This window comes from bacterium (assembly GCA_026416715.1).
GTDB lineage: Bacteria > UBP4 > UBA4092 > JAOAEQ01 > JAOAEQ01 > JAOAEQ01.
Genome location: JAOAEQ010000001.1, coordinates 217,982 through 242,942 on the forward strand (window position 1 = coordinate 217,982; position 24,961 = coordinate 242,942).

Annotated in this window: 14 protein-coding genes; 3 read left to right on the plus strand and 11 right to left on the minus strand. The window is 42.4% G+C overall.

Annotated features, from left to right (window positions below; all coding sequences use genetic code 11):
- Nucleotides 1-178 precede the first annotated feature (178 nt).
- From N3A72_00900 to N3A72_00925, 6 genes are all read right to left on the minus strand, one after another.
- The gene (locus N3A72_00900; protein MCX7918168.1) at nucleotides 179-3,064 is read right to left on the minus strand and encodes a GH116 family glycosyl-hydrolase; all 2,886 of its coding nucleotides are present in this window, start codon (nucleotides 3,062-3,064) and stop codon (nucleotides 179-181) included.
- A gap of 168 nt (nucleotides 3,065-3,232) precedes the next feature.
- Nucleotides 3,233-3,634 (minus strand): response regulator, encoded by a 402-nt coding sequence (locus tag N3A72_00905; protein MCX7918169.1) that lies wholly within the window; start codon nucleotides 3,632-3,634, stop codon nucleotides 3,233-3,235.
- A 33-nt stretch (nucleotides 3,635-3,667) separates the two neighbouring features.
- Nucleotides 3,668-5,311: a hypothetical protein gene (locus N3A72_00910; protein MCX7918170.1), complete on the minus strand. Its 1,644-nt coding sequence runs from the start codon at nucleotides 5,309-5,311 to the stop codon at nucleotides 3,668-3,670.
- A 47-nt stretch (nucleotides 5,312-5,358) separates the two neighbouring features.
- Entirely contained in the window at nucleotides 5,359-6,453 is a 1,095-nt protein-coding gene (locus tag N3A72_00915; protein ID MCX7918171.1) for a type IV pilus twitching motility protein PilT, read from the minus strand.
- 164 nt (nucleotides 6,454-6,617) lie between these two features.
- Nucleotides 6,618-7,319 carry a polyprenol monophosphomannose synthase gene (locus N3A72_00920; protein MCX7918172.1) on the minus strand — a complete coding sequence of 234 codons (702 nt, stop codon included), beginning with the start codon at nucleotides 7,317-7,319 and terminating at the stop codon, nucleotides 6,618-6,620.
- Between the two features lie 17 nt (nucleotides 7,320-7,336).
- Nucleotides 7,337-8,134 carry a DUF116 domain-containing protein gene (locus N3A72_00925; GenBank protein MCX7918173.1) on the minus strand — a complete coding sequence of 266 codons (798 nt, stop codon included), beginning with the start codon at nucleotides 8,132-8,134 and terminating at the stop codon, nucleotides 7,337-7,339.
- A gap of 376 nt (nucleotides 8,135-8,510) precedes the next feature.
- On the opposite strand from N3A72_00925, the gene lexA reads away from it, so the two are divergent.
- From lexA to N3A72_00940, 3 genes are all read left to right on the plus strand, one after another.
- Nucleotides 8,511-9,131 (plus strand): transcriptional repressor LexA, encoded by a 621-nt coding sequence (lexA, locus tag N3A72_00930; protein ID MCX7918174.1) that lies wholly within the window; start codon nucleotides 8,511-8,513, stop codon nucleotides 9,129-9,131.
- Between the two features lie 105 nt (nucleotides 9,132-9,236).
- Entirely contained in the window at nucleotides 9,237-10,541 is a 1,305-nt protein-coding gene (gene dinB / locus N3A72_00935; protein ID MCX7918175.1) for a DNA polymerase IV, read from the plus strand.
- A gap of 180 nt (nucleotides 10,542-10,721) precedes the next feature.
- Nucleotides 10,722-11,459, plus strand: a complete 738-nt coding sequence (locus N3A72_00940) for a hypothetical protein (GenBank protein ID MCX7918176.1) — start codon at nucleotides 10,722-10,724, stop codon at nucleotides 11,457-11,459.
- 69 nt (nucleotides 11,460-11,528) lie between these two features.
- Here the strand turns inward: N3A72_00940 and N3A72_00945 are convergent, their stop codons facing one another.
- The 5 genes from N3A72_00945 to N3A72_00965 form a co-directional block, all read right to left on the minus strand.
- Complete coding sequence (locus N3A72_00945; GenBank protein MCX7918177.1) at nucleotides 11,529-16,412, minus strand: PAS domain S-box protein; 4,884 nt, start codon at nucleotides 16,410-16,412, stop codon at nucleotides 11,529-11,531.
- Nucleotides 16,413-16,514: 102 nt separating this feature from the next.
- Nucleotides 16,515-18,506 (minus strand): HD domain-containing protein, encoded by a 1,992-nt coding sequence (locus tag N3A72_00950; protein ID MCX7918178.1) that lies wholly within the window; start codon nucleotides 18,504-18,506, stop codon nucleotides 16,515-16,517.
- A gap of 145 nt (nucleotides 18,507-18,651) precedes the next feature.
- A complete protein-coding gene (locus N3A72_00955) occupies nucleotides 18,652-19,395 on the minus strand; it encodes a hypothetical protein (protein ID MCX7918179.1) in 744 nt (247 codons plus the stop codon).
- 22 nt (nucleotides 19,396-19,417) lie between these two features.
- Entirely contained in the window at nucleotides 19,418-22,165 is a 2,748-nt protein-coding gene (locus N3A72_00960) for a PAS domain S-box protein (GenBank protein MCX7918180.1), read from the minus strand.
- A gap of 150 nt (nucleotides 22,166-22,315) precedes the next feature.
- Nucleotides 22,316-24,625 carry a diguanylate cyclase gene (locus tag N3A72_00965; GenBank protein MCX7918181.1) on the minus strand — a complete coding sequence of 770 codons (2,310 nt, stop codon included), beginning with the start codon at nucleotides 24,623-24,625 and terminating at the stop codon, nucleotides 22,316-22,318.
- Between the last annotated feature and the right edge of the window lie 336 nt (nucleotides 24,626-24,961).

Here is a 24,961-nt window from a genome sequence, read left to right on the forward strand (position 1 = left end):
ATTTTATCTTTTGCACTCTGCGAGCGGATATATCTGGAGTGGATACGGAATTGAACTGATCAATTCCGTTTCCACACCGCTTTCCCCACGAAAAAATGGGTTAAATCACACCACCATTACTGGTGGGTTAACTCTGTCAAGATTCATCTTGAGATAGCAAAACCCGAGGTGCAAAAAATTAGATCGTTATCACGATAGATTTTAGGGACAGCATAGGAACGGACGAAGCTAATTTCAATATTTTCTGTGTTCCATCTTGATTGCGAATCCGAATCTGTTGAATTCTAATCGGCTTCCCAAACGATTTAATCACTTGGAGTTTCGTTTTTCCTGTTTTGGGAACAAAATGTATCCACGCCCAAAACTGCGGGAAAAAAATCGGGAGTTTAAATTCTGCTGTCCCCTTTTTCGCATTTTCTTTCCATATTTTTGGACTGAGTTCGAGCGTCTGATTTGGAACATCAAGGGTCGCTCCGGTAAGGGCATTGAGAATATGCCAAGTTGCTGGGCAGGTCATATAACTAACCAGAAATCCTTGTTGTCCCTCCGGTGCATAATAGTTTAACGATTGATTCCATGGGCTATGATTCTGTTCCCAAGCGACCTTATATACCCGTCTGATAACATCAAGTCCGGCATCAACATATCCTTCGTAAATCGCTTCACAACCGAAATAAGGTTCATGCTGAATAATAAAACAATACCGAGTCGCACATCTCCCATCCGGAGTAACTTCCATCGGCGGCACTGGGTAGAATTTCTCAAGATGCATTTTGATGATATGTTTCAACCCGGTCTGGATATATGATTTCGGTAAGGTGTTTCCGAGTCCAGCGAGTTGGGTTAGCCAATCACCTGCAAACTGCGCAATAAACGAGTTCGGATTCTTCTCGCCGGTTATCGGATTATATTGTTTAATAAAATATTTTCCATTCCAGAGCAGGTTAATAACCTGCTTTTGAACTAAAGCAAATCGTTGCTCGTATCTTTTTTGTCGTGTTGTATCGTGCTGAATCCTTGCTATTTCGATTGCGGTTTTCAGCGCACCGAGATAACAGCTTGCTGTGTAAATAAACGCACCGGGAAACGGTTTTTCATAGTCATAGGTTGACCCGCCTTCCGGAATCGAATCTTCGTCTTTATCCGCTGATTCTAACCAATCGAGCGCGCGATAAATATGCGGTGTCATACGATTCAAGAACTTCGCATCTCCTGTCCAACGATATTCTTTGAACACCTGCATGATAAACGAACAGCTTAAATCCGGCCAGTCGGTTATCCCATAACCGACATTCGCATCCCCGATAATCTCATGGATATTCCCATCGAAGTGGGGTATTCGGCCATCTGGTTGCTGGCATTGAGCGAACAGTTCTAACTCGGATTTATTCTGTTCCGGATAAAACATCGCCATAACCGCATGGGCTGCCATTCGCTGATCCATTGTTCCAAGCGCACCGCCCATATCTACCGGACTCTCCAGTACTGCGAATCGTTTATCTTTCGTAAAAATAGTATTGGAAACCATCGGGAAAACCGTATTGATAAGCTTTAGTTTCAGCCAGTAAGGGAGACTAGATTCGAGAATGAGATTCTGCCATTCTTGCGTTTGCGCAAGAAACTTCTGCCGATGGGTATAAGCATATTTGGCTAATGATTTTATATTCGAAAAATAGTTCTGGTAATAATGTCCATTATCTCGGTTATCTCGTTTGGTTATGCAATGCGGCATATACCAGCAGAAAATGAAATCGATCGTTTTTGTTTCCTTTTTATGAAGCGTAACTTTGGTACTGAGCGTTCCTGCTGGACGACTAAAGCATAACTTGTCGCCATCTCCGATTTCAGCCCGCTGAATTTCTCCGGTTTCCGCAAATTCTTCCCAGAACGGAATAACCTCGGATGTCGCATCCCAGGCCTGGCAATAGGAGAATCGAACATCATTGTTCTTCTCGGTAGCCAAAAGATATTCTCCAACAACATTTTGTCGGTTCGTGATATACTTTTGTTTGGTTTTAAATAGGAGTCCGGTTAGCGTTTTATACTCGAATAACTCTTGGTAATTGGTAGAAGTATCTTCCCATTGTTCACCCTCATTTTTACTTCCGCCACGTCCAAGGCAGTTCTCAAATGAAAAGAGCAGTGACGTTTCAATCTTATGTGATGTAGGGTTCGATAGTGTAAAAGAAAAAATCACCGTGGGTAAACTCGAATTCTTCGCATCGGACGGAATAAGAAACGAATAAGTGTGGAGTACAACTTTTATCGGGATAGAGTTATCCTTAACCGTCAATTCTGCTCGAGGGAATAATCCGAGATAATCAATTGTCTTTACGGTTTCAACGTTTGTATATTCCCGAACGATATTATACGGTTGTTTGACTCGGAGTAATTTCGCTTGTTTCTTTTTCCCATCGTTAGTAAATAACCCGAAAAATGAACCGCATAAATATGGTATTGGCCGGTCCCAATTATGATTAAACGTTATATTACCAATAGCGCCGTTTGTGAACAATTCGAATTTGCCGGTTCCGATACCGCCGAAGGGAACTCCACTTTGCCATCGAAGTTCGTTTTCTGCATTCTGAATCACACCGGTTCTAGGATTAAACCGCGCACAATTCGGGGTAATAAGTTTCAGGGTTCCGGCGCAATCTACATCATAATACGTATTCCTTTTAATCAACCGGAGATAATTTACTTTCGCATTATCAACTCGCGCTTTAAATTCAATATCTAAGGTATGGTTTTTAACTTCGGTTCTAACCTGTTTAACCAACGCCTTATATTTCCCGACTACTGCGAAAACATCAAGGTTTTCGAGCATCGGTTTCCCTTGAATAATCACATCGAAAATCCGTTTTCCCGGTTCATCGAAAAATAACTCAGCAAAGCCAAGTTCAACCGTATACATTCCGTTCGGTAAATCTACCAGATGATATCGAAACTCGCGCCCGAAACGCTCCCCTTGGAATAAATGTTGATGCTCGGTTCCCGCAATTTTTTCGATAATGGTGTATGCATTAGTATCACCGATAACCACTCCTTTTATCTGTTGCATCATAGACCCTTTCTTTAAAGTAAAATGGTATGCATCAAATAGTTAAATGTTTATTGAATAATGCGAGAGGGAAAATACCGATTCCTGCTTTCGCTGGGAAAACTATTAGCATTGTTTTATACCGCTAATAATACGCGATATCTTTTTTATTTTCATAGGTAAGGAGAGAGGTTATGATTTTTTATTGGATTTAGTTCCCGGAGCAAGAAGTTTCCGCACCGCATTGAGCAAATCCCCGGGTTCAAATGGTTTCCGAATAAATCCGGTTGCGCCTGCTTGTTTAGCCATTCGTTCATCTTCTTCAAGTCCTCGAGCGGTGAGAACCAAGATTGGTATCTGGTAAAATATTTTATGTTTCCGCACTTGTTTGATTACCCCAAACCCATCTAGTTTCGGCATCACAATATCAGTGATAATCAACTGCAATTCATCGTGATGAAGTTGATCGAGTTTCAGTAGTCCGTCGATTCCGTCGATAGCATTGATAGGTTCATATCCCTCCAATTGCAACGTGAATGAGACTAAATCTCGAATGGTTGGATTATCATCTATGACCAAAATCTTTTTTGCCATAATATTTTGAATGCGTTGCCTTTCCACCGAACGTTATTTTTTGAACTTTCTCGGGTCAATATCGAAATACTCACCGAGTTTTGTAATTACATGTTCAATTTGCGATTGCACCTTCTCCGCCACCATTTTCCGTTCCCTATTATCTCTCGCTTTATTCAATAACTCCATCATCCCTTCAACGAAAAATAATGGCTGGAATATCTCTTCAATCGTTTCGCGGTATTTCCCAGTCGGCATTCCGCTTAGTACCCCAGTTAATCCGAGGAATTTCGTGGCAACTTCAAGTCCGGATTCGGTTATCAGGAGTTTTCTCAGTTCGGTATCGTGCTGGCTTCCTCGCATTTTCAGAACCGAAACTACCCGATGTATCTTACTCTCGATTTCGACAAACCCCAGATAAATTATGGTATCCGCAATGACCGCATATCCGATATCAGAAATGTTCACCGCACCAGCAACCTGTGGTATCTGATTTAATAGCACTGCGGTTACCCCGCTATCTTCCAGCAGTCGAACCAGAACATACATATAATCTCGCAAATCGTTTACATCACGCACCGCAACCGCGAAATCAGATAGACTATCCACAACGACCCGCTTGACTTTTTTTTCTTTAATAATCTGGTCAAGGCGCAAAAACAATTCTTCTACACAGAGACTAATCGGAACCACATGTTCGATGGTTAGGAGTTTAGCTACATTTGTTCTAGTTAGGTCTAATCCAACAATCGGGAGATAGCTCAGCATTTTATCTGGCGTTTCCTCTAACGTTATATACAAACTCGGTTCATCGGATTTAATTCCTTCCGCAAGGAAATGCGCTGCAAATAAGGTTTTTCCGGATCCGGCAGTACCAGCAACTAACGTTACGCTATTAGCTAATAATCCGCCATGGAGCATGGTATCGATACCGTCAATTCCTACCGGAACCCGAGAGGCGGTTTTAAGTTTTTCAATCGGTTGTATTCTCGATTTAACTTTTGGACGCGGGAATATCCGAATTCCATCATGAAAAAATTTTAACGGATGCCGTCCTGGCAGATGGTCATGCCCGCGCGTTTTTCGAACTTCAATACTGCGGAGATTCTCTCCAATACCACTTGGCGCAGTATTATATAATCGAACTGAAGCATCTACTACATATTCTTCAAAATAGATTTTATTACTTTCCGCTTCTTCAAGTTCCTTCGTCAGAAAAACCGTTAAGCCACGTTGTTTAAGTTGGTTTTGGAACCGGAACAATAATTCACGCTGTTCAACCACGTCCGGAGTAACTCGGACGAAATGAGAAACACTATCGAGAAGAATCCGTTTCGCACCGAGTTGAAATATCGCTTCATGCACTTCGCTTGCAGTCGGACCAGGAAGACGGTCGATACTCTGTTGCATTTCACTCGGTGAAGTATGAATAACCTTCATTTTCCCTTGCAGTTCAAGGTTTTTCAAATCCCAACCGAACCGTGCGGCATCACGATATATCTGTTCCGGAAACTCTTCGAACGTAACAATTACCCCCGGCTCGTTATAGTGGACAGCGCCATTTACTAAAATCTGCATCCCGAGATTTGTTTTCCCTGACCCGGGCGGTCCTTCAATCAATATACTACTTCCGGAAACGAACCCACCGCATAAAATCTCATCTAATCCCGGTACACCGGTTTTCATCAGTTCAGCCATAATTCGCTCCTAACCCGATTCCTGCTTGTACAGGAATGACGTAACACTTAAAATATAATGCTCGTTTTATCCCCGGTTGCCCAAGCGCCTTTTGCCATTCGGCGAAACGCTCCAGGGTCATCAGAGTTTGCTTCTCCCTCTTCAAACGTTATCTTTTTTGCTAGATAAAGTTCAACCAGCGCTTGCGTAAAGGTTTGCATTCCCGCTTCTTTATTCTGAATCGCTTGATAGAGTTCTTTCAACTTTCCTTCCCGGAAAAGTTTGGTGACAATAGGAGTATTGATGAGTACTTCAACCGCAGCAACTCGACCGCAACCATCGGCTAATGGCACCAACCGTTGTGCAACTACTCCAATTAAATTTAACGCTAGCATCAGTCGGATTCGTTCATGCTGTTCTGGAGGGAAAAAACTCATAATTCGGTCAATCGTTTGCGTAGCATCAGGGGTGTGCAGCGTACTTAAAATTAAATGACCAGTTTCAGCGGCATGAATTGCGGTATAAATCGTTTCCTTATCTCGCATTTCACCGATGAGGATAACATCCGGGTCTTGCCGAAGTGAAAATTTTAATGCATCGTAAAATGAGGGGCTATCTTTTCCAATTTCAATCTGACTAATTACACTTTTTTTGCTTGTATATAGGAATTCAATTGGGTCTTCGATGGTAATAATTCGGCGTGAAAAATTTTGATTGATATATTCAACAATTGCCGCCAGCGTAGTTGATTTTCCAGAACCAGTTGGACCTACCATTAACATTAATCCACGCCGTTTCTCCGCTAACGTTTTAATTACCGGTGGTAACTTTAGCTGGTCAAAATCAAGAATATCGTTTCGAAGACAACGAATCGCAATAACCGTCGTTCCTTTTTGATGGAACGCATTGATCCGATACCGATAATAGGGAGGTAACGAATACGCGAAATCAACTGCACTTTCATTTTTAAATTTCTCTACCAATCGGGTTGGAGCAATTGATTCGAATATTTCATGGACTTGCTCAGCAGATAATGGTGGTGTATCTAATGGAACCAGCTTACCATCAATCCGGTAGGTTGGCGGCGTTCCTTCCTGTAGATGGAGGTCAGACGCGTTTTTTTCGCCCATTTCTGCTAAAAGTTCATTAATGTCTATATTCATAATAATTCTTTCACCAACCAGTCCTATGTTTTATAAAAGGTCTGATAAGTACCTACCGTAAGCGTCTCTGTTCATTTATCCATTATTATACCATACCTCCAAAGTGGAGGTTTGATTTATCAAACCCATCTCTTTCGAGCTCACCTTGGTATACATCAATTAGGTTAGCTTCGAAATCGAACTCTTAGCAATGATATTATCCAGCGGAGAATAAGCTTTAGTGAAACTTTTGATTTTCCCTGTTCTCGGTTGATAAACGTTATCGGAATTTCGCGGATTCGGTATTTTTTCTTAACGCAATAGTAGAGAATCTCTTCGACAATTGACGGACCCGGAGAAATCATACTCTCCCACGGAAGCGATTGAACCACCTCTTTTCGGAACGCACGAAACCCACTGGTACAATCAGCAAATTTGAGACCAAGAATCCAGCGCGAAACATGGTTCGCTACCCAGCTGTTTAGTTTCCGATGCCAGCTCCACCCCACCACATCGCCTCCTTGAATATACCGGGAACCGATAACAACATCCGCATCTTGAATCGCATCGAGAAAATCCGGGATAAATATCGGCTGATGTGATAAATCGCCATCCATTTCAATAATAACATCGGTATCCAAGTTTGCAGCATATTGAAACCCAGCAATACCCGCATAACCGCGACCACGAGGCGGACCACGGTGGAGAACCTTAACCCGACCGGGATACTCGGCAGCAAGTTCATCAGCAATTTTATCGGTACCGTCAGGCGATTGGTCGTCAACAATCAGTATCTGGATATCCAGTTTCAACTGGAGAATCTGCTCAACTAACGGCCGTAGATTATCTTTTTCGTTATAAGTTGGAATGAAGACAGTCGTTTTCAATGATTATATAATGATTCTTACTCTCGTCCTAATACCGTTTTAATAGCAATTTCTATTTGTGAAACATCAACTTCGGTATTTTTACACGGTCCTTCCGGTCGTTTATTCGGAAATCCAAGCACCGGAATATACGGGGCAACATCGCGAATTCCGGAAACCAAATCGCGTTCGCAGGCGATAGCAATAATCGTTTTCGGTTTCTTTTTTCGAATCATTTCCCGAGCGACATCTCCGCCACCAGCAGTGAACATTTCTACTTGATATTTCTCTTTAAGTGCTCGTAATTGCTGGAACATTTCGCGATTCAAACAGCGCGGTAATAGAATCAGTAATTGCGTATGGTCAATTGGTTTCCGAAGTGAACTGGTTAGGAGATTATGAACTTTCAAGAAAGAATTAGTAACTTTATCTCTAGAAAATCCGACCCAGTTTGCAAGTCGGGTTGACCAGGGAAGTAACATCCCAAGATAACTCGGGTTCCGGATAAGTTGAATGATAACCGGAGATTCCGTGGTTACTGCAAGCACAAGAATACATAAACACAGGGCAACAAACGCAACGAGCAGATAAATGACCACGGTACCAAGTTGAACAACGAGTGTTCCGAATTGGGCTAATCTCGGTTGAATCAACCAATGAAATAAAAGCAAACCTAGACCGAGTATAATCAAACTCAAAATAGAAAAAGAAATAAATAATCCTTTACCCGATTCGGTTATTCCCGGGTTAGATTTTCCATCCCAATCCAGCCATTCATCACCAAGTTGTCGATCGCTAATTTCTGGTGGTTGCGGTAGTTTCGATTCTGGTCTCATTGCGTAATATTATATATCACTATTATAGAAGGTAGAAGATTAAGTTATCAAGTCCTATACTTAAAAATCCAAAAAGTAATAGTATCCCAGTCCATTACGTCGCTAATGGCAAGACGGATTATCGACCTACTCCTAGGGCATGATTTTTGGAGAAAATCAAACGAAGGTTAATCTGGTTCCATTCCGCTTGACAACCTAACTAATGTTAGGTATAATAGAATTGAACCAACCAATCCAAATGTCAAATTTAAAAGCTAAATTACTAGTGTGTCAATGAAAACAGACTACGGGCGGGAGTGAATCTGTTTTATGCGGATTCGCCTGAATATGTAACTGGGCGAATCAATGACTTCCTCCCGCTTGAAAAGATTCTCCCATGCAAGAGCTAACCGACCGACAACAAGCCATTTTAAATTATATCAAGCAGTTTATTCGGAAAGAAGGATATCCGCCTACGGTTCGTGAACTCGCTGAGAAATTTGCAATGAAATCATCGAGTATGTTCGACCATTTGAATGCATTGCAACGAAAAGGATTGGTGAAGCGGGTATCGCGTAAATCCCGCAGTCTGGAGGTAGCCGAGTTTATCGAATCGAAGCGATCGTTGGCACCGGTCCGTGAGATTCCGCTTCTCGGGCGAGTATCTGCAGGAAAACCGTTATTTGCGATAGAGAATCTTGATGGAAACCTCTGGCTGGATACATCCTGGATTAAAGCGGAAAAAGTGTTTGCCTTGAAGGTAAAAGGAGAAAGTATGCAAAATGCGCATATTCTTGATGGCGATATTGTTATGGTTCGGGTGCAACATGATGCGGATAACGGTGATATTGTGGTGGTTCTTCTCGGGGACGAAGCAACGGTTAAACGGTTCTATCGGGAAAATGGGCGGATTCGTCTTCAACCGGAGAATCCAAATATGGAACCAATTATATTGAATTCAGCTTCTTCTGAATTTACTATATTAGGAAAAGTCATAGGCGTATTTCGGAAATTCTAAATCTTAAAAATCGGGTCTCGCAATGACCGCAAAGAAAAAAAATGAATCTTTGCGTGTGTTGCGAGAAATGTAGTTTTGACATTTGGCATCTGACATTCTTTGCGTATGCAAAGCTATATTCTCCATATTGATATGGACGCATTTTATGCCTCGGTTGAACAACGGGAACGTCCTTGGCTCCGTGGGAAACCAGTTATTGTTGGAAATCACCCGAGTGGACGGGGGGTGGTTTGTGCAGCGTCATATTCTGCGCGCAAGTTTGGTCTCTATGCCGGAATGCCGTTAACCCGGGCGAAACGGTTGTGTCCTCAAGGTATCTTTCTGCCGGTGCGAATGGGATTATACGAAGAAGTTTCGATGCAGATTATGTCAATTTTGCGACAATACTCGCCGTTAGTCGAACCGATTTCGTTAGATGAAGCGTATGTAGATTTAACAGGAACAGAACGATTATTCGGTCCCCCGATTGAAACCGCCAAACGAATTAAACTCAGGATTAAACAGGAAATCAAATTAACCGCATCGGTTGGACTTGCTTCCAATAAATTTCTGGCGAAAGTCGCTTCTGAATTAGATAAACCGGATGGATTTGTGGTTATCCCGCCGGAACAGGAAACAGAAATCCTCTGGCAACTACCGATTGAAGTTATCTGGGGTGTTGGTCATAAAACAGAAAAGAAACTCCGCGAGTTAGGGTTTGATACCGTTGGCAGTTTAGCCCGAGTATCACGGAAGTATCTGCAATCTCTGTTGGGTAAACCGGGGGAAACTATCCATAAACTCGCTTGCGGAATTGATGACCGTAAAGTTGACCCCAGTCTGAAAGAATATATCAGTGCGCATCGACCCGGAGTCCGTGAACGAACCAATCCGGAGCTCGAACTTGCATTGCCGAAATCGTGCGGTCATTCGGTCACGTTCGAAAAAGATTATACTGACTGTGTGCCAGTCTATGCGATGCTATTAAATCTTGCTGAAAAAGTCGGGTATCGGCTGCGGAAAATGCGTTTGGTAGGAAAAACGGTTACCGTATGTATCCGGTTCGCAGATTTTTCTACATTCGCCCATGCGAAAACCCTTGAGTATGAAACGAATCAAGGGTATCAGATTTATTCTTGTGGATTAGAACTACTGCGAGAAATGGGAGTTGTTATCACCTCGCTATCCAAGAGCGAAACTAATCAGCCGATACGGTTCAAACAACCAGTTCGATTGATTGGCATTTCGGTCTCCAACCTGACCCAAGATAATGAAGAACAACTATGGTTATTCGATCAATCACCTTTTGGTGGAGAACGAGGACGACGACTATATAAAGCAATCGATACATTACAGGAGAAGTTCGGCGAGAGAATTGTTTATCGGGCAAGTCTGCGGTATCCGGAAAAAACGGTTTACCAATGGAACTGAGAAATCAAGTACGAATAACCAAAGGTAAATCCAAATATAGAGTAGGTGGTAGATGATTCCTTTTACCTCAAAGTTCTTATTCGTTACTCTATATTCTAATGTATTAGGTTGCTCATATTCTGATATGATAATACTCGATTCTCTATATTCAAGTGGTTGATTGATATCCAATTGTACCGTATGAATATTGCAAAAATGTTTGGTTCGAAGGCAAGTTATTTTTATTTAGGAGTAGTAGCGATTATCAGTTGTTTGTTCGGGGTAATCCTTCCCGGAAAATGGTTTCTTCCGCTACTCAATACTCTCGGAATATATCCTTTGTACGTTTATAATCTAAAAGAGCAAAGATACACCCGCGGGTTTATCCAGATGCTACTCTGGGCGGGAGTAATGTCTATTACCGTTATTCTATTGACCTATTATTTCAATCCGACGATTCACGCGAAAATCCTTCGCGGAGAAGCATATCGGAACGAGATGTTCTCTTGGATTCGGACTGGTGTCGGAGAAGAAAGTTCGCCGAGCCAATTCATTCCGAAACAGCTGATGCATTTTATCCTGTTTTCACTTTTAACCATTCTAACCGGCGGATTCGCCGCGTTATTCTTCGGTGCTGTTCTGTTAAATTATATGAATTTTTATGTCGGCAGTCTCTTTCTCCATACCACGAACCCTTTTCTAACCATTTTATTTTCCTGGCAACCTTGGGCAATTGTTCGGGTTGTTGGATATATTGCAACCGCTATAGGATTATCCGAGTTATTCTACAGTTACGTTCTAAACCGCCAGCAACGAATCGAGATAATTAAAAAGTATTGTATCTGGGGAGTAGGACTCATTTCCCTTGATTTACTCCTTAAAACCCTCCTTGCACCAACCTGGCAGAAAGTCTTACAGAAGATTATTTCAGGATTCTAGTCTGGTTTCGCTACCAAGAATATATAGTAAGAAAGTGGGCGGGTAAGGGTTGGATACTTCAATCTCTTGTTATAGGAACGTGAAGTTTTTCTCTCGGAAAAGAGCAATACAGATATCAACGATTCGCGCGTCATAAAGGATATGGCAATTTTTTGCAATTTCATCTAACGCTACTTCAACACCGAGCATCGGACGATATGGACGATTTGATGCCATTGCTTCAACCACATCTGCAACCGCAATTATTTTTGCTTCTAATAAAATTGCTTCTTCAGGTAACCCTTTTGGATATCCGGAACCGTTCAGCCGTTCGTGATGCTGGAAAACTATCTGTGCTACCGGCCAAGGGAATTCGATTCCTTTCAAAATATCATATCCACTCTCCGCATGAGTTTTAATTAAATTAAATTCTAGTTCCGTTAGTTTTGTCGGTTTCGTTAATATTTCTGCAGGAATATACATTTTCCCGATATCGTGGAGTATTCCAGCAACGCGAATCCCCTCGATTTGTTGGGAAGATAATTGTAACGCTTGAGCGATCGCTACCGCCAATTTTGCTACGCCACGCTGATGCCCCGCAGTATATGGATCACGTTTTTCTACGGTCTCGGCAATTGCACCTACCGTCCCCTCCAATGCACGTCGTACCTGCTCGAAACTATTTCGCAATGCTACTTCCGCTTGTTTTCGGTCAGTAATATCCTGTAAGAAACCAAGCGACCCGGTTCGCTTACCGGTTGCATCAAAAAGATGAATGGAAGAATCTGATAACCATCTTGTCTTCCCGGTTTTAGTTGTAATTTTATACTCCGCTCGCCATTTCTTATATGCTCCATTTCGGGCACGTTGCGATACTATCTCTAGCGGCAATCCCGTATCTTCACCATATACTATTGTCTCTTGAATTAATGACCGCCAGATTTGCGGTGTTATTTCCAGTGTGGTATACTCAGTCAGCCGCTCTATTCCCTCTCCGATAAAAATATATCGGTTAGTAATATAATCCAGTAGGTACGGCACCGCATCCGCTTGAATTAATGCCTGACGATATAGTTCGTGGGTTTCGCGCTGTTTTTCTTCAGCTAATTTTCGGTCAGTAATATCTTGGAGAAAACCGAGGAATCCGGTAACATTTCCTTGTGCATCGAATAATTGGATTGCTGAATCAGTTAACCATTTCGTTTCACCAGATTTCGTTGTAATCCGATACTCCGCACGCCATTTGTTTATTTTTCCAGCGCGCGCTAGTTTCCCTGCTTCGTCAATTGGCATCCCAACCGTTTCTCCCAGCATAACCACCTCTTGAATTAGTGTTTTCCAGAGTGATGGGGTAAATTCTGCTACGGGATAACCAGTTAGGTATTCTATTCGTTCTCCCATAAATCCATAGCAATTATTCACATAATCGAAAAAATACGGCACCGCATCCGCCTGACTGATAGCTTCCTGATATAATTCATGGGTTCTTCGGATAGTTTCTTCTGCGCGTTTATGTTCGGTGATATCCTGCAAGATACCCAATGAACCGATTGCTTTACCGGTTTCATCACGGAGTTGTATTGAAGCATCGGATAACCATTTAGTTTCTCCGGATTTTGTCGTAATGCGATATTCTGCATGCCATTGTTTAATTTCCCCTGCTCGAATCTGCTGTATCGCCTCCTCAGTTGATAATCCAGCGGCTTCGCCGTATAAAATTGATTCTTGGACGAGCTTGTCGAATAATTGCGCCGTAAATTCTTCTTTTGAATATCCGGTTAGGGTTTCTATTTCTTCACCAACGATAGTAAATTCATTGGTGAGATAATCGCGTTGATATGGTACTGCTTTTGCTTGGGTAATAACTTTAAGATACCGCTGATGCGTTTCAAATAACTCTGCTTCCGCTCGATTTCGTTCCTCTGCAGCTAATGCGAGGGAGACCATATCAGCAACCTGCGCAGCAAACTCCTGTTCTTCCACAGTCCATTCGCGAATTGAACCGGTATGCTCATGGCAGAGAATCCCTACAACCACGCCACGAAGTCGAACCGGAACATCGAGCATAGCCATTATTCGCAGCGGTTTTAGATATCCTTCGTTAAATTCGTTTGTTCGCAAATCATTCTGTGCATCTGATGCAGCAATCATTCGATTTTCGTCCAGCGCACGGAAATATCGCGGATATCTTATACTCTGCAACTGCTGTCCCTGCTGATGTGTGTGATCAGCTAAGCAATACAAATCCTTACAAATTATTTCGTTCCGTTCCCTATTAAATTGCCAGAAACTTACCCGAGCGATATTCAGAGTTTGTGCGTCAATTTCTGTAATACGGTTTAACGCTAGATCTAAACTAGAAAATTCCATTTTCGCTAAGGATAATAACGCAGATTGATATCGAACTAATTGTTCCTGCTTGTGTTTGTCAACGAGTTCTCTCTGTTTCAATTCAGTAACATCCTGCATAACCTGAACAGCACCAAGTAATGCTCCGGTAGCATCAACCATCGGGTCAACCGTAATATCAAACCACCGGCGGTTAATGAATATCGTTCCCAATTCCCGTTTTCGCGTTCGATGTATTCGTATAAATGGAAAATCTGCCGGCGGTTCTTGATTGCCGAAAAACAATTCACAAACATTCTTCCCTAAAATTTCGAGAAATGGACGCTGGAGATACTCGCAAAACGCAACGTTGCAGCGGATGATATTTCCATTTGCATCTAATAGACAAATCAAATCTCGCATCGCATCGAACGTGGTTCGCCACTGATTTACCGCTAATGCTAGCGCTTCTTCGGTTTTTTTCTGCTGTATCGCACTGGTAAAGATTTCACCAACAATCCGCAATAACGCAACCTCGTCCGCTAACCACCTTCTTTCTTTTTTAACCGAATCGAACCCTACAAATCCAATTATGGTTTTCTTATAGACTAACGGAACCACAAGCAGTGATTGAATATTTTCCGTTAGAAACTCTTGTTTTTCCGCTTCTGCTTCTCTAGGTAAATCGACTACTCGCGATATATTGATTTCTTCACGTTGATTCAGTTTCCGTAGCAGCCATGGAAAGGTATCGGTTGGAATATTTTGTAATCGGGTCTTTTTAGAAGAAATATCTGGCGCACACCATTCATGCGTATTCGACATATATTCACCATCTTCAGAAAACAGAAATACATAACTCCGGTCAACCGCGACGAAGGTTCCGATAACCTGAAGCGCGTTTTGGAGCGCAGAATCAATTTCTCCAGAAGGAAGATTGATGAACTGGTTGGAAACCGAAATAATCAAATTTTCGAGTTCGATATGGCGGAGTAGGTCGGTTTCTGTCTTTTTTCGTTCGGTGATATCATAGGTGATTTCGAGAATAGCTGTCGGTTGATGTTGTTCATTGCGAATGTAAGCCGTTGAAACCCAGCTCGGAAAGAATGTTCCGTCTTTCCGTTTATTCCAGAGTTCACCGTGCCAGAATCCTTTTTGGATTGTGTCCGCCAGTATAGAATGTGTGAATTTCTGTTGTTCAAATTCTGGAACCAGAATTTCCCGAGGTTTTCCGAGTATTTCTTCTTGGGTATATCCATAGTTTTTTTCAAATGGTTCATTGACAAAAATAATTCGGTTCTGCATATCGGTTATGATGACACAATCATTAACGCTTCGAACCGCATTGGAAAGCAAGCGAATCTTTTCTTCCGATTGAATGCGTGCGGTTACATCCTGTGCTAAAACCAGTTCTGCCGGTCTACCAGAATAGAGAAGGGTATGCGATGTTATTTCTACATAGATAATACTTCCATCTTTTGTCCGATGCCGCCATAGACCGGATTCATCTAATCCCACGGTAATATGGGCAAGATTGGAGAGCAACGATGGAATATCTTCTTCGAACCAGATTTCTTTTATCGTCATTTGCAGGAATTCTTCTCGGGTATATCCATATCGAGCAACTGCTGCATCATTCACGGCGAGAAATTGCAACGTCGCTAAATCATAGACCCACATCGGTAGCGGATTACTTTCAAAAAGAAGACGATATCGCGTTTCCGATTCCTGAATCGCCTGAATTGTTTGCTCTCGTTCAGTAATATTTTCAACTGTAGCGAGCATACCCTCGAACTCGCCGAATGGGTTAAACAACGGTATTCCGTTAATTGAAAGAAAAACCCGATTGCCATTAGGCCATTCAATGGCGTGACGAATATCGAAAACCGGTTTATGGGTAGTCTTAACCTTAAAAAATGGTAGCTCGCTCTCCGGAAACGGTTGCCCGTTGAAATCGGTTATTTTCCATTCCGGAGCATTATAGGTTCGCTGAAGTATATGCGATTTTTTTAACCCGAGCACTTTTTCAGCTTGTGCATTCGCGTAGGTGATTTGTCCTGAACGGTTGACAATGGCAATACCTACCGGATTCATATCAATAATCTGACGGGTTAGTTCACGGTTCGCAAGAATTCGTTCGATAGCGTTATCTTTTTCCGGTTCAGATTGTTTTTTCTCTGCTATTGTTCGAACTAGGGAAGGCAGTTTCTGTAACTGCGATTTTAATATGCAATCATCTGCACCAGCTTTCATGAATTCACTGGCAAGTTCTTCCGATAACGATTGGGTAACCAAAATAAACGGAATACTTTGGTTACTCTTTTTCAACAGATGTAATGCGGTCAGCCCATCGAATTCCGGTAATGTATAATCGGAAATAACAAGGTCGGGATTAAACCTTTTCAGTTCTTGTAAAAATGCAAGTTTAGTTTCAACCCGAGAAAGAAAAAAATGTATCCCGGCTTGTTTGAGGTTCCGCTCAATGAGCAATGCATCATCGTCATTGTCTTCAACTAACAGAATATGCACCAGCTTTTTCAAGGTCGGTTCCGGTTTAGATTTAGATTTGGTTACTCTTCGTGGCATATCTTTAACAATAGTTCGAAAATTAAAATCGTTAACCACAAAAACGATCAATAGATTCACCAAGAACGCTCAGCGATTGCGTGTTTTCTATAGTACTTTTGCGGGTTTATGCAGCAAACGCTGCGGTCAGTTTCATCTTTGGTTCGGATTTGTTGCTCTCAATTATTCTAACTTAAAGTTTTTTTCAGTAAACAATCGAATACAGGCATCAACTACCGTCGAATCATACAGGTCGATCCGATGCCGGTCAATTTCAGCTAGTGCCTCATTGATTGAAAGCGCCGGACGATAAGGACGATGGGTTGCCATTGCTTCCACCACATCTGCAACCGCAATAATGCGCGCTTCGAGCAAAATACGATCTGCCGTAAGTTTACGCGGATATCCGGAACCGTTCAATCGCTCGTGGTGCTGGACAACGATTTCCGCTATTGGCCAAGGGAATTCGATATCTTTTAAAATATCGTATCCACCTTGCGGATGGGTTTTAATCAAATCGAACTCGACTTCGGTTAATTTTGTCGGTTTCGTTAAAATTTCTGCTGGGACATAAATTTTCCCGATATCGTGAACGGTAGCAGCAATTCGAATACCTTCAATCTGGTCTTTAGTTAACCCCATTTCCGTAGCAATCGCCCGCGCGAGATTAGCTACCCGTCTCTGATGTCCTGCGGTATACGGGTCACGGAGTTCGGTAGCGGAAGCGAGTGCGCTGATAGTTCCGCCCATAGCCCGCCGTAACCGCTGATACCCCTGCTGTCGCTCTTCTTCAGCTGCGCGATGTGCCGTGATATCCGTGATAAATCCTTCCAGTGCGAGCAACTCGCCCCTGTCAGAATATACCCCACGACCCTGTTCCCAGACCCATTTCTCCTGCTGCGTTGCGGTTATAATGCGATAGGATATCTGAAACGAGGTTGTATTCTGAATGGATGATTGAACCTTATTCCAGACCTCTTCTCGGTCATCCGGATGGATAAGTTCTGCATAGGAAATTCGGTTGTTGTTGATCAGCTCGTTCGGTTGATATCCTGTCAGCGGATAACATCCGTCACTCACAAACTCCATCGTCCAATTCCGGTCATTCCTACACCGATATACCATTCCTGGTAGATTGCTGATTAACGTCGATAGCATCCGCTGGTTTTCCTGCAGTGTATTTCTTTGAATAAAAAATAAATTGATCAATCGGGCGATATGCCCGAATTCAGTCGAGGTATTCTGTAATGGCTTAACAAGTTCAGGATTCTGCGCATTGAGACTTTGCGTAATTAACCGTAACGGTTGACTTATCCATCGCGTTAAAAATACCATGAGTAAAAATAACATCGCCAATGAAAAACCGAATAGGATGACAAACTCACGTTTCGCTCCTTGCAAATACACTTTCATAATTGGCGATTCACTCTGAGCGATTAGCCTCATTACCGGTCGATCATCCCATCCTTTTAGGACTCGAGAAAAAACTATTCTCGTCTGGCTAACGCTCTTCTTTGATTCCTGTAGCATACTATCTCTAGCAATATTTTCTACATCCGGTTGAAATTGGACTGGAACTAACGTCAGCGTATTTCCGGTTAATTCTGCTAACTCTTTCATCCTTACAGAAGACCAGATTCGTCCTACGAAAAAATACCCTTGAGCCGGATTTCTCCGTTCCTGGTCGACTGTCGGATGAATTGATGCACCGTTTACTTCGAGTAATCCGGTAGCCGTATTTATGAAAAAATGGCAAAACGGTCCTTGAGCAAATAATCTGGGATACAACGTTCTAGGTAACGGCAATTGGTTGTTGATTTCGCTCCCTTCACGGCTAACGAAATACACTAATTTCCAATCGCGATTATATATCCATACCGCATCGGTGTCATAGGTTGACAAGCTGGCATCAATGTTTTGTTTCGCCCATTTCTTATTCTCCTTTTCGACAAATGTTACCATTTCATCCCAGTAGGTATAATCATAGGCAAACGTCGCTAATGATGCCGATTTTAGCATAAGGACTTTATCAAAAAACTGTTCTCGGCTTGCTACAAAATCATTGAACAACAAATCGCGTCGCTCTTGTTCAGCAAAATTCATAACGAGTAACGCTATAAGAAACAGGATTGTGGTAGATAATATCAGTACGATTAATCGTTTTCGGATATGCATAAATTTATCAAGTTGACTCCTATATTTATATATTATGGATAAGAATAATTCGGTAATGCAGCTAATATCGGATTGGTTCAATCAATCCTTGCGACTATCCGGACGGTTGCATGCGGTATACACCAGAACTTATCATCGGAATATTCTAGAACTCTTTGCCAATAGCAATCCCGCCATAAACCAGCGTGGTATCTTTTAGCTGGTCTGCTAATGCACCGTCTAAAATTCGGCTAACGGCAAGATGGGGTCGGAAATAAATACAATGTTTTGGCGTATAGGATACCGCCAACTCCGCCTGAATAACGTTCAACGCTGATTTCCGTAAACCGACATAGGTTTCATTGAATCGGGAGGAACCCCATCCGAGACTGAGTGAAGATTCGAAGGTTGCTATCGGATTTATTTCTCTGGAATATGCTAAGCCAATATCACCAAAATACGCACCGTGGTATTCTTTAACATCAACATTATGGTTGCTGAAAAACTCTACCAGGTCAAGCGCATACGCAAATTTCATTGCAAGTTCCCCTGTTGATGGCGATGCTTCCTGATTCGGATACCAATAATAGTTGAACGACGGTTCGAGAGTAAATTGTCCGAGTTCTTTCGTATAGCGTACGGTCAAATCAAATTCATTTACTTGAAGATGATTCGGTTCATTATGTAAGACATAGTTATCCCAGAACGTTACCGTTAAATCGCGATACACAAACCAGACCGACGTCTGTTTCACCGCACCGTCACTCCAAGGTATTCCATGCCAGACATAGCGCGAACAGAAATCCATTTCAACCCCATAGGTCAAGCCAGAACCATTTTCTTTCGCGGGAGCAAAAGTAATCAGTAAAAAACATAATCCCAAGATACTACTAATATTTTGATGATACACAAAACAGTTTCCTTTATAAAACTTAAGTAGAACTTGACGTGTATCCGCTCTGTTTCTTTCGTTTCTGCTCGTACATCAATTTATCCGCTTGTTCTAACAATTCGTCTAACGGACGTGGGCTTTCCGGTACATAGCGGGATATCCCAATACTGAGTGCAAGTTTATACTTTTGATTCTCTTGAGCATTGTATGTATCAAGGTTCTCCTGTAATCGAGAGGTAAGAATTTCGGCACTAGCTGCGTCGATTTCAATCGCTAAAATAACGAACTCGTCCCCGCCAATGCGTGCAATAATATCCGATTCGCGAAAGGTTTCGCGTAGTATTGTCGTGGTATTGATTAATGCACGGTCACCTTCTTGATGGCCATAGGTATCATTAATCCATTTCATATTATCGATGTCGGCAAACAGTAAAAGCATTCGTTTTTCTAGCCGGTGTGCAATTTTTATTTGCTGTTCCGCAAGTGTTAAAAACCCTCGACGATTATACAATCCAGTTAAATCGTCGATGAGCGATAACGCCCGCAGCTGTTCTTCCAACCGAATACGGTCGGTTATATCGCGAAATATTGCAAAGGCACCAGCAAATTGATGCTGGGTATCGAATTGTGGAGTAGCGGTAACTAAAAGATACCGTCTTTCACCTTCGGGGTTCACGAATCGTAGTACATAAGTACTTCTTTCACCCTGACGCCGTTTTGCGGTTTGCGCCCGTAATAATTCTATATCTTCTGGAATAATAAACTCTTCGATATTTCTCCCGATACATTGTTCTACCGATAAACCGAAAATCTCCGCTCCTGCCGGATTGGTGAACAGTATCCGTTCGTCCGGACTAATCATTACGATTCCTTCCCCTTGATTTTCAATAATGGTTCGGAGTCGAGATTCGCTTTCACGCAGTGCAGCTTCTATTTTCTTCCGTTCGGTAATATCGATAATCGAAACCACAACTTCATTTGCGGTTTGCTCATGTCCAGGTGCAATAGACCACCGGAGAAAAATATGAATTTTTTCTCCAGTGAGCGTCTGGTTTATTGTTTCCGTTTCAAACTCAGGTTTTCCCTCCGCAAGAGCTATAAGTTCTTCGATAAATATAGGATATGATTCCGGACAAAGGTATGTACTTAGCCCCGAACGAAATTCGTCTATATTTTTTGCCTGATACAACTTGATGGTTGCTTGGTTAACCTGCATTACGTTAATCATGCCAGCACATTTCATTACCTCATCAGGGCGACTCGCAAAATAGGTCGCAAAATCGGTTACCCCAGAATTACGCAATTCCGTTAAATAAGATTTCACAGCGGAGAAATCACCTTCCCATATAGATATCGGTGAATTTTCAAAAAGCACCTGAAATCGTCGTTGGTTCTCTTGCATAGTGATAACCGCTTGTTTCCGTTCGATAATACTCCCTAACAATGAACAATAAACCGCAACAATCTCCTGTTTAGCTGGATCGAATGGCGCTCCGGTTATCGCCGCATCATTGAAAAACACGCCGAGTCGGGTGCGAACTGATTTTATCGGAGTTGCTACCAGCCAACCGGTTCCTACCACCGCCATTGTTTCCCCTATCCATTCCCGGAGCGGTTCTTCAAAGAGTAACCAGTGTAATAGTTCGTTTGGCTGTTCCGGTTGTAGATACTGCTTCCATTGCGTTATCGGTTCGCAGAAACACCGTTCATCAGTGGTTTGACCTTGAAGGTTTGTCCCGTAAGTACCAACTATCTTATCTCCTTCTTCGAGGTAGAGCGAACATCGTTCTAACCCTAATTTGTCTCTTCCTAATTCAACAGCACGCCGGTATAAAACATCCAAGTCCGGTTCCATAATCAACTCATCTGCAATCGCTAATATCGCCCGCAAACCCTGAATGATCGTTTTTTGCTGCTGTTCCGCTTGTTTCCGAGCAGTGATATCGCGAACATATTCGATAACGCCGGTTATGGTTCCGCTATCCTGGTCGAAGAGAGGAAAACTGTATAAATCAAGCCAACCGGTTATGACACCACCTGCTCCCCGTTTCGGAACCACCTCATACGCAGTTCGTTTTGTAGCTAACGCTTGTACGCTAGGACAGATATCACACGGTTCATTTCGTCCATGGTACGCTTGGTAACATTTCTTACCGAGTAATGGCATCGCATGCGCATACCATCTTTCCATCGTTGGATTCACGCGCAGAATCCGCATTTCTTTATCCAAAATACTTATTCCATCCTGAACGCTGTTAAAAATACCGGATAAAAACCGCTCTTCTTCCTGCAATTGTTGTGTCCTTTCCCTAACCTTCTGTTCAAGTTCAGCATGCGCTTTCGCTAACGCTTCTTCAGCCAGTTTATGTTCCGTAATATCTTCTATCGTTCCTTCGTAGTAAATAATTTTACCAGTTTCATCACGAACCGCTTTCGCATTCTCACGAACCAGAATCACGGATTTATCCCGTCGAACCCAGGAATATTCTAATCCTTTAATTTCATTCTTTTGTTCCATAATTTCTTTAAACTGCTGTCGCGAATACGTAGGTTCAAAAAATCCATCTTCTAAATTCCGAGCCGCAAGTTCCGCAAATGAGGTATAGCCGAGCATCCGAACTAACGCAGTGTTCGCAAACAGGATTTTACCATCCGGCGTTGTTCGATATATGCCAATCGGGATTTCATTAATGAAATTAAAATATACCTGGTCACTGATTGAATTGGGAGCGGTATCTTTTTTGCGGAAAACCGATTTTGTCTTTTTCGATTTCTTTCTTTCTGGCATATTTTTCTACCCGATAGCTCGGGTAGTCAATGGTGAAACGTTATTGGCATCCCGATTTACCGGAGTTCGATAATAAGTTGCTATAACGACGATGTATCGTTTCAACAGTTTGTTTTGGCGAATAAAAAGCCTTTTGAATCCTAATTTATTCTATTTTTTCGTCTTTTTCATCTTTTTCTGTTCATACATCAGGGTATCCCCTTGTTTCAGTAACTCTTCGATGGAACAGGGATTATCCGGGTCATATTGCGTTACGCCGAGACTGAGAGAAAGTTTATATTTTCGACGCCCCTGAATATTAATCGCATTAATATTTTCCATTATTCTCGCAGTAATCGATTCGCCACTTTTTTCCGTAGTTTCAATCGCTAGCCCGACAAACTCATCTCCGCCAATCCGTGCAATGATATCCGCCGCCCGAAACGACGCTCGCAACACCTCCGCAATATCAATTATAGCACGGTCACCTTCCTGATGCCCAAAATTATCATTAATCCATTTCAAGTTATCCATATCCCCATAAATGAGACAGAGCTGTTGTTTGAGCCGGTCGGCAATCTTAAGCTGTTGTTCCGCTAACGTCAAAAAACCTCGACGGTTATATAACCCCGTCAACTCATCCGTCAGCGATAACGCTCGCAGCAGCTGTTCCAACTCCTTCCGCTCGGTAATATCCTCAATCACCCCATCAAAATATACCTGACCCTGCTCATCTACTTTCTTCACCGCAGTCACTGACGCCCAAAACCGTCTCCCTTTGAACGTCAGTAATTCTATCTCCTCGTTTTTAACGTATCCTTGTTGCATTAACTTATCGCTTAACACCTTCCGCTGACTCGGCTCCACATATTGCGACGCGACACTCCGACGCATAAATTCTTCCTTCGACTCCGCTTCAAACATCGCTACCATCGCCGGATTCACCTCCAAAAACCGACCCTCGGCACCCGGCGTATTCCGATACACCCCAACCGCTAGATTATTCACTAAATCCGCATATCGCTGTTGCGCCGCATAAACCTCCGCCTCCGCCCGCTTCCGCTCGGTAATGTCTCTGATTGATTCAATTGCACCGATGATATTCCCTTGAGTATCATATAATGGAGATGCGATTATCCAAAGCGTTGCTCCCTTACCTTGATAGAGATTAGGGACATAGGTATCGGCAACTATCGTGTTACCTTTTTTCGTTACATTATGATAACGAGACTCGATCTCCGATTGGTCGACAAAGATTAAATCTATCAGAATCGGTCTTCGTTCGCCGTAGAATGGAAGCGCATATTCGTAAGTGCCCTTTCCAATCATAATCTCGGCTTTAATTCCAGTCATTTCCTCAATCGCTTTATTCCACGCAATAACAATACCTTCTCGGTTAATAGCAAACGTTGCGTCTGGCAAAAAATTGATGATATCAATCATTTGTTGTTTGGTTTCGCGAAGCTGCTGTTCCGTTTGTTTACGTTCGTTAATTTCTCTAACCAGTTCCCGTTCTTGGGCGAAAGAGCTCGCTATTAGTTTACTGATATGTCTGAACTCGGTGGGGTTCTGATGCAGCGAGATGAGGAGCTCTGGATTTCTGCTGCCGAGACTGCGTGAAATCAACCGAAGTGGTATACTAACCCATCGGGTTATGAAGATGGTCAGAACGAGAAGGAGAATAATCGTGAATCCGAATAATAATAGTAATTCCTGATTGGCAGTGCGCTGCAGACTTTGGATGATGGGAGATTCACTTTTAACTACAATCTGTTTTACCGGTCGGTTATCCCACCCATGCAGGGTGCGTGTAAAACCGATTGTTCCGCTTGCCAAGTTCTCTTGGTTTTGGGAATGAGATTCTGGCTTAAACGAAATCAAACTAAGTTTACTGCCGGTTAATTCCGCAAGTTCTTGCAGATATTCGGCAGTCCAAAGCCGACCAGCGAGAAAATACCCCTTCGCTGACGTTTTTCGTTCCTGGTCTGATGACGGATGAATCGAAGCACCGTGGAGTTCAAGAAGTCCGGCAGGCGTATCGAGATAAAAATGAACTAACGGACTTCTCTTAAATAATTGCGGATAGATAGCTCGTGGAAGCGGGAATTCTTGTTCACGTTGCATACCCTCTCCCCGAGCGGTATATACTAACTGCCACTGGGAATTATATACCCAGACTACGTCTGTCTTAAAAGTGGCTAAACTCGCATCAATATTCTGTTTTGCCCATTGTTTATTTCCACTAGCAACAAACTCGACCATTTCATCCCAATAGGTATAGTCATAGGCAAAGTTAGCTAGTGTAGTTTCTTTCAGCTTAACAATTTTATCAAAAAATAACTCTTTACTAGCGATTTGTTCTTGCAGCAACAATGCCGCCCGTTGTTTTTCGTAAGTATTGACTATAAATAGTACAACGAAAAATACTAAAATAATGAAACAGAGCAGGATGGTTAGTTTCGTCTGAATTTTGGTATTCATAGTAAGGACGATATCCTAACGTGGATCATTGTCCAAATATAGTTCACAGAACACGACTAATACTAGCTCCTTGAGACTATATTCTCGAGTATAAGATTTCAGGGATTAACATCCATAAATAAATGTATACCTTATAGAGATTTATCGCAAATAAAAAGTTAGATTACTTAGCTCGTTCTCTGCTCTGTTTCATTCGTTTCTGTTCATACATCAGCATATCCCCTTGTTTCAGTAATTCTTCGATGGAACAGGGATTATTCGGGTCATATTGCGTTACGCCGAGACTGAGAGAAAGTTTATATTTTCGACGCCCCTGAATATTAATCGCATTAATAT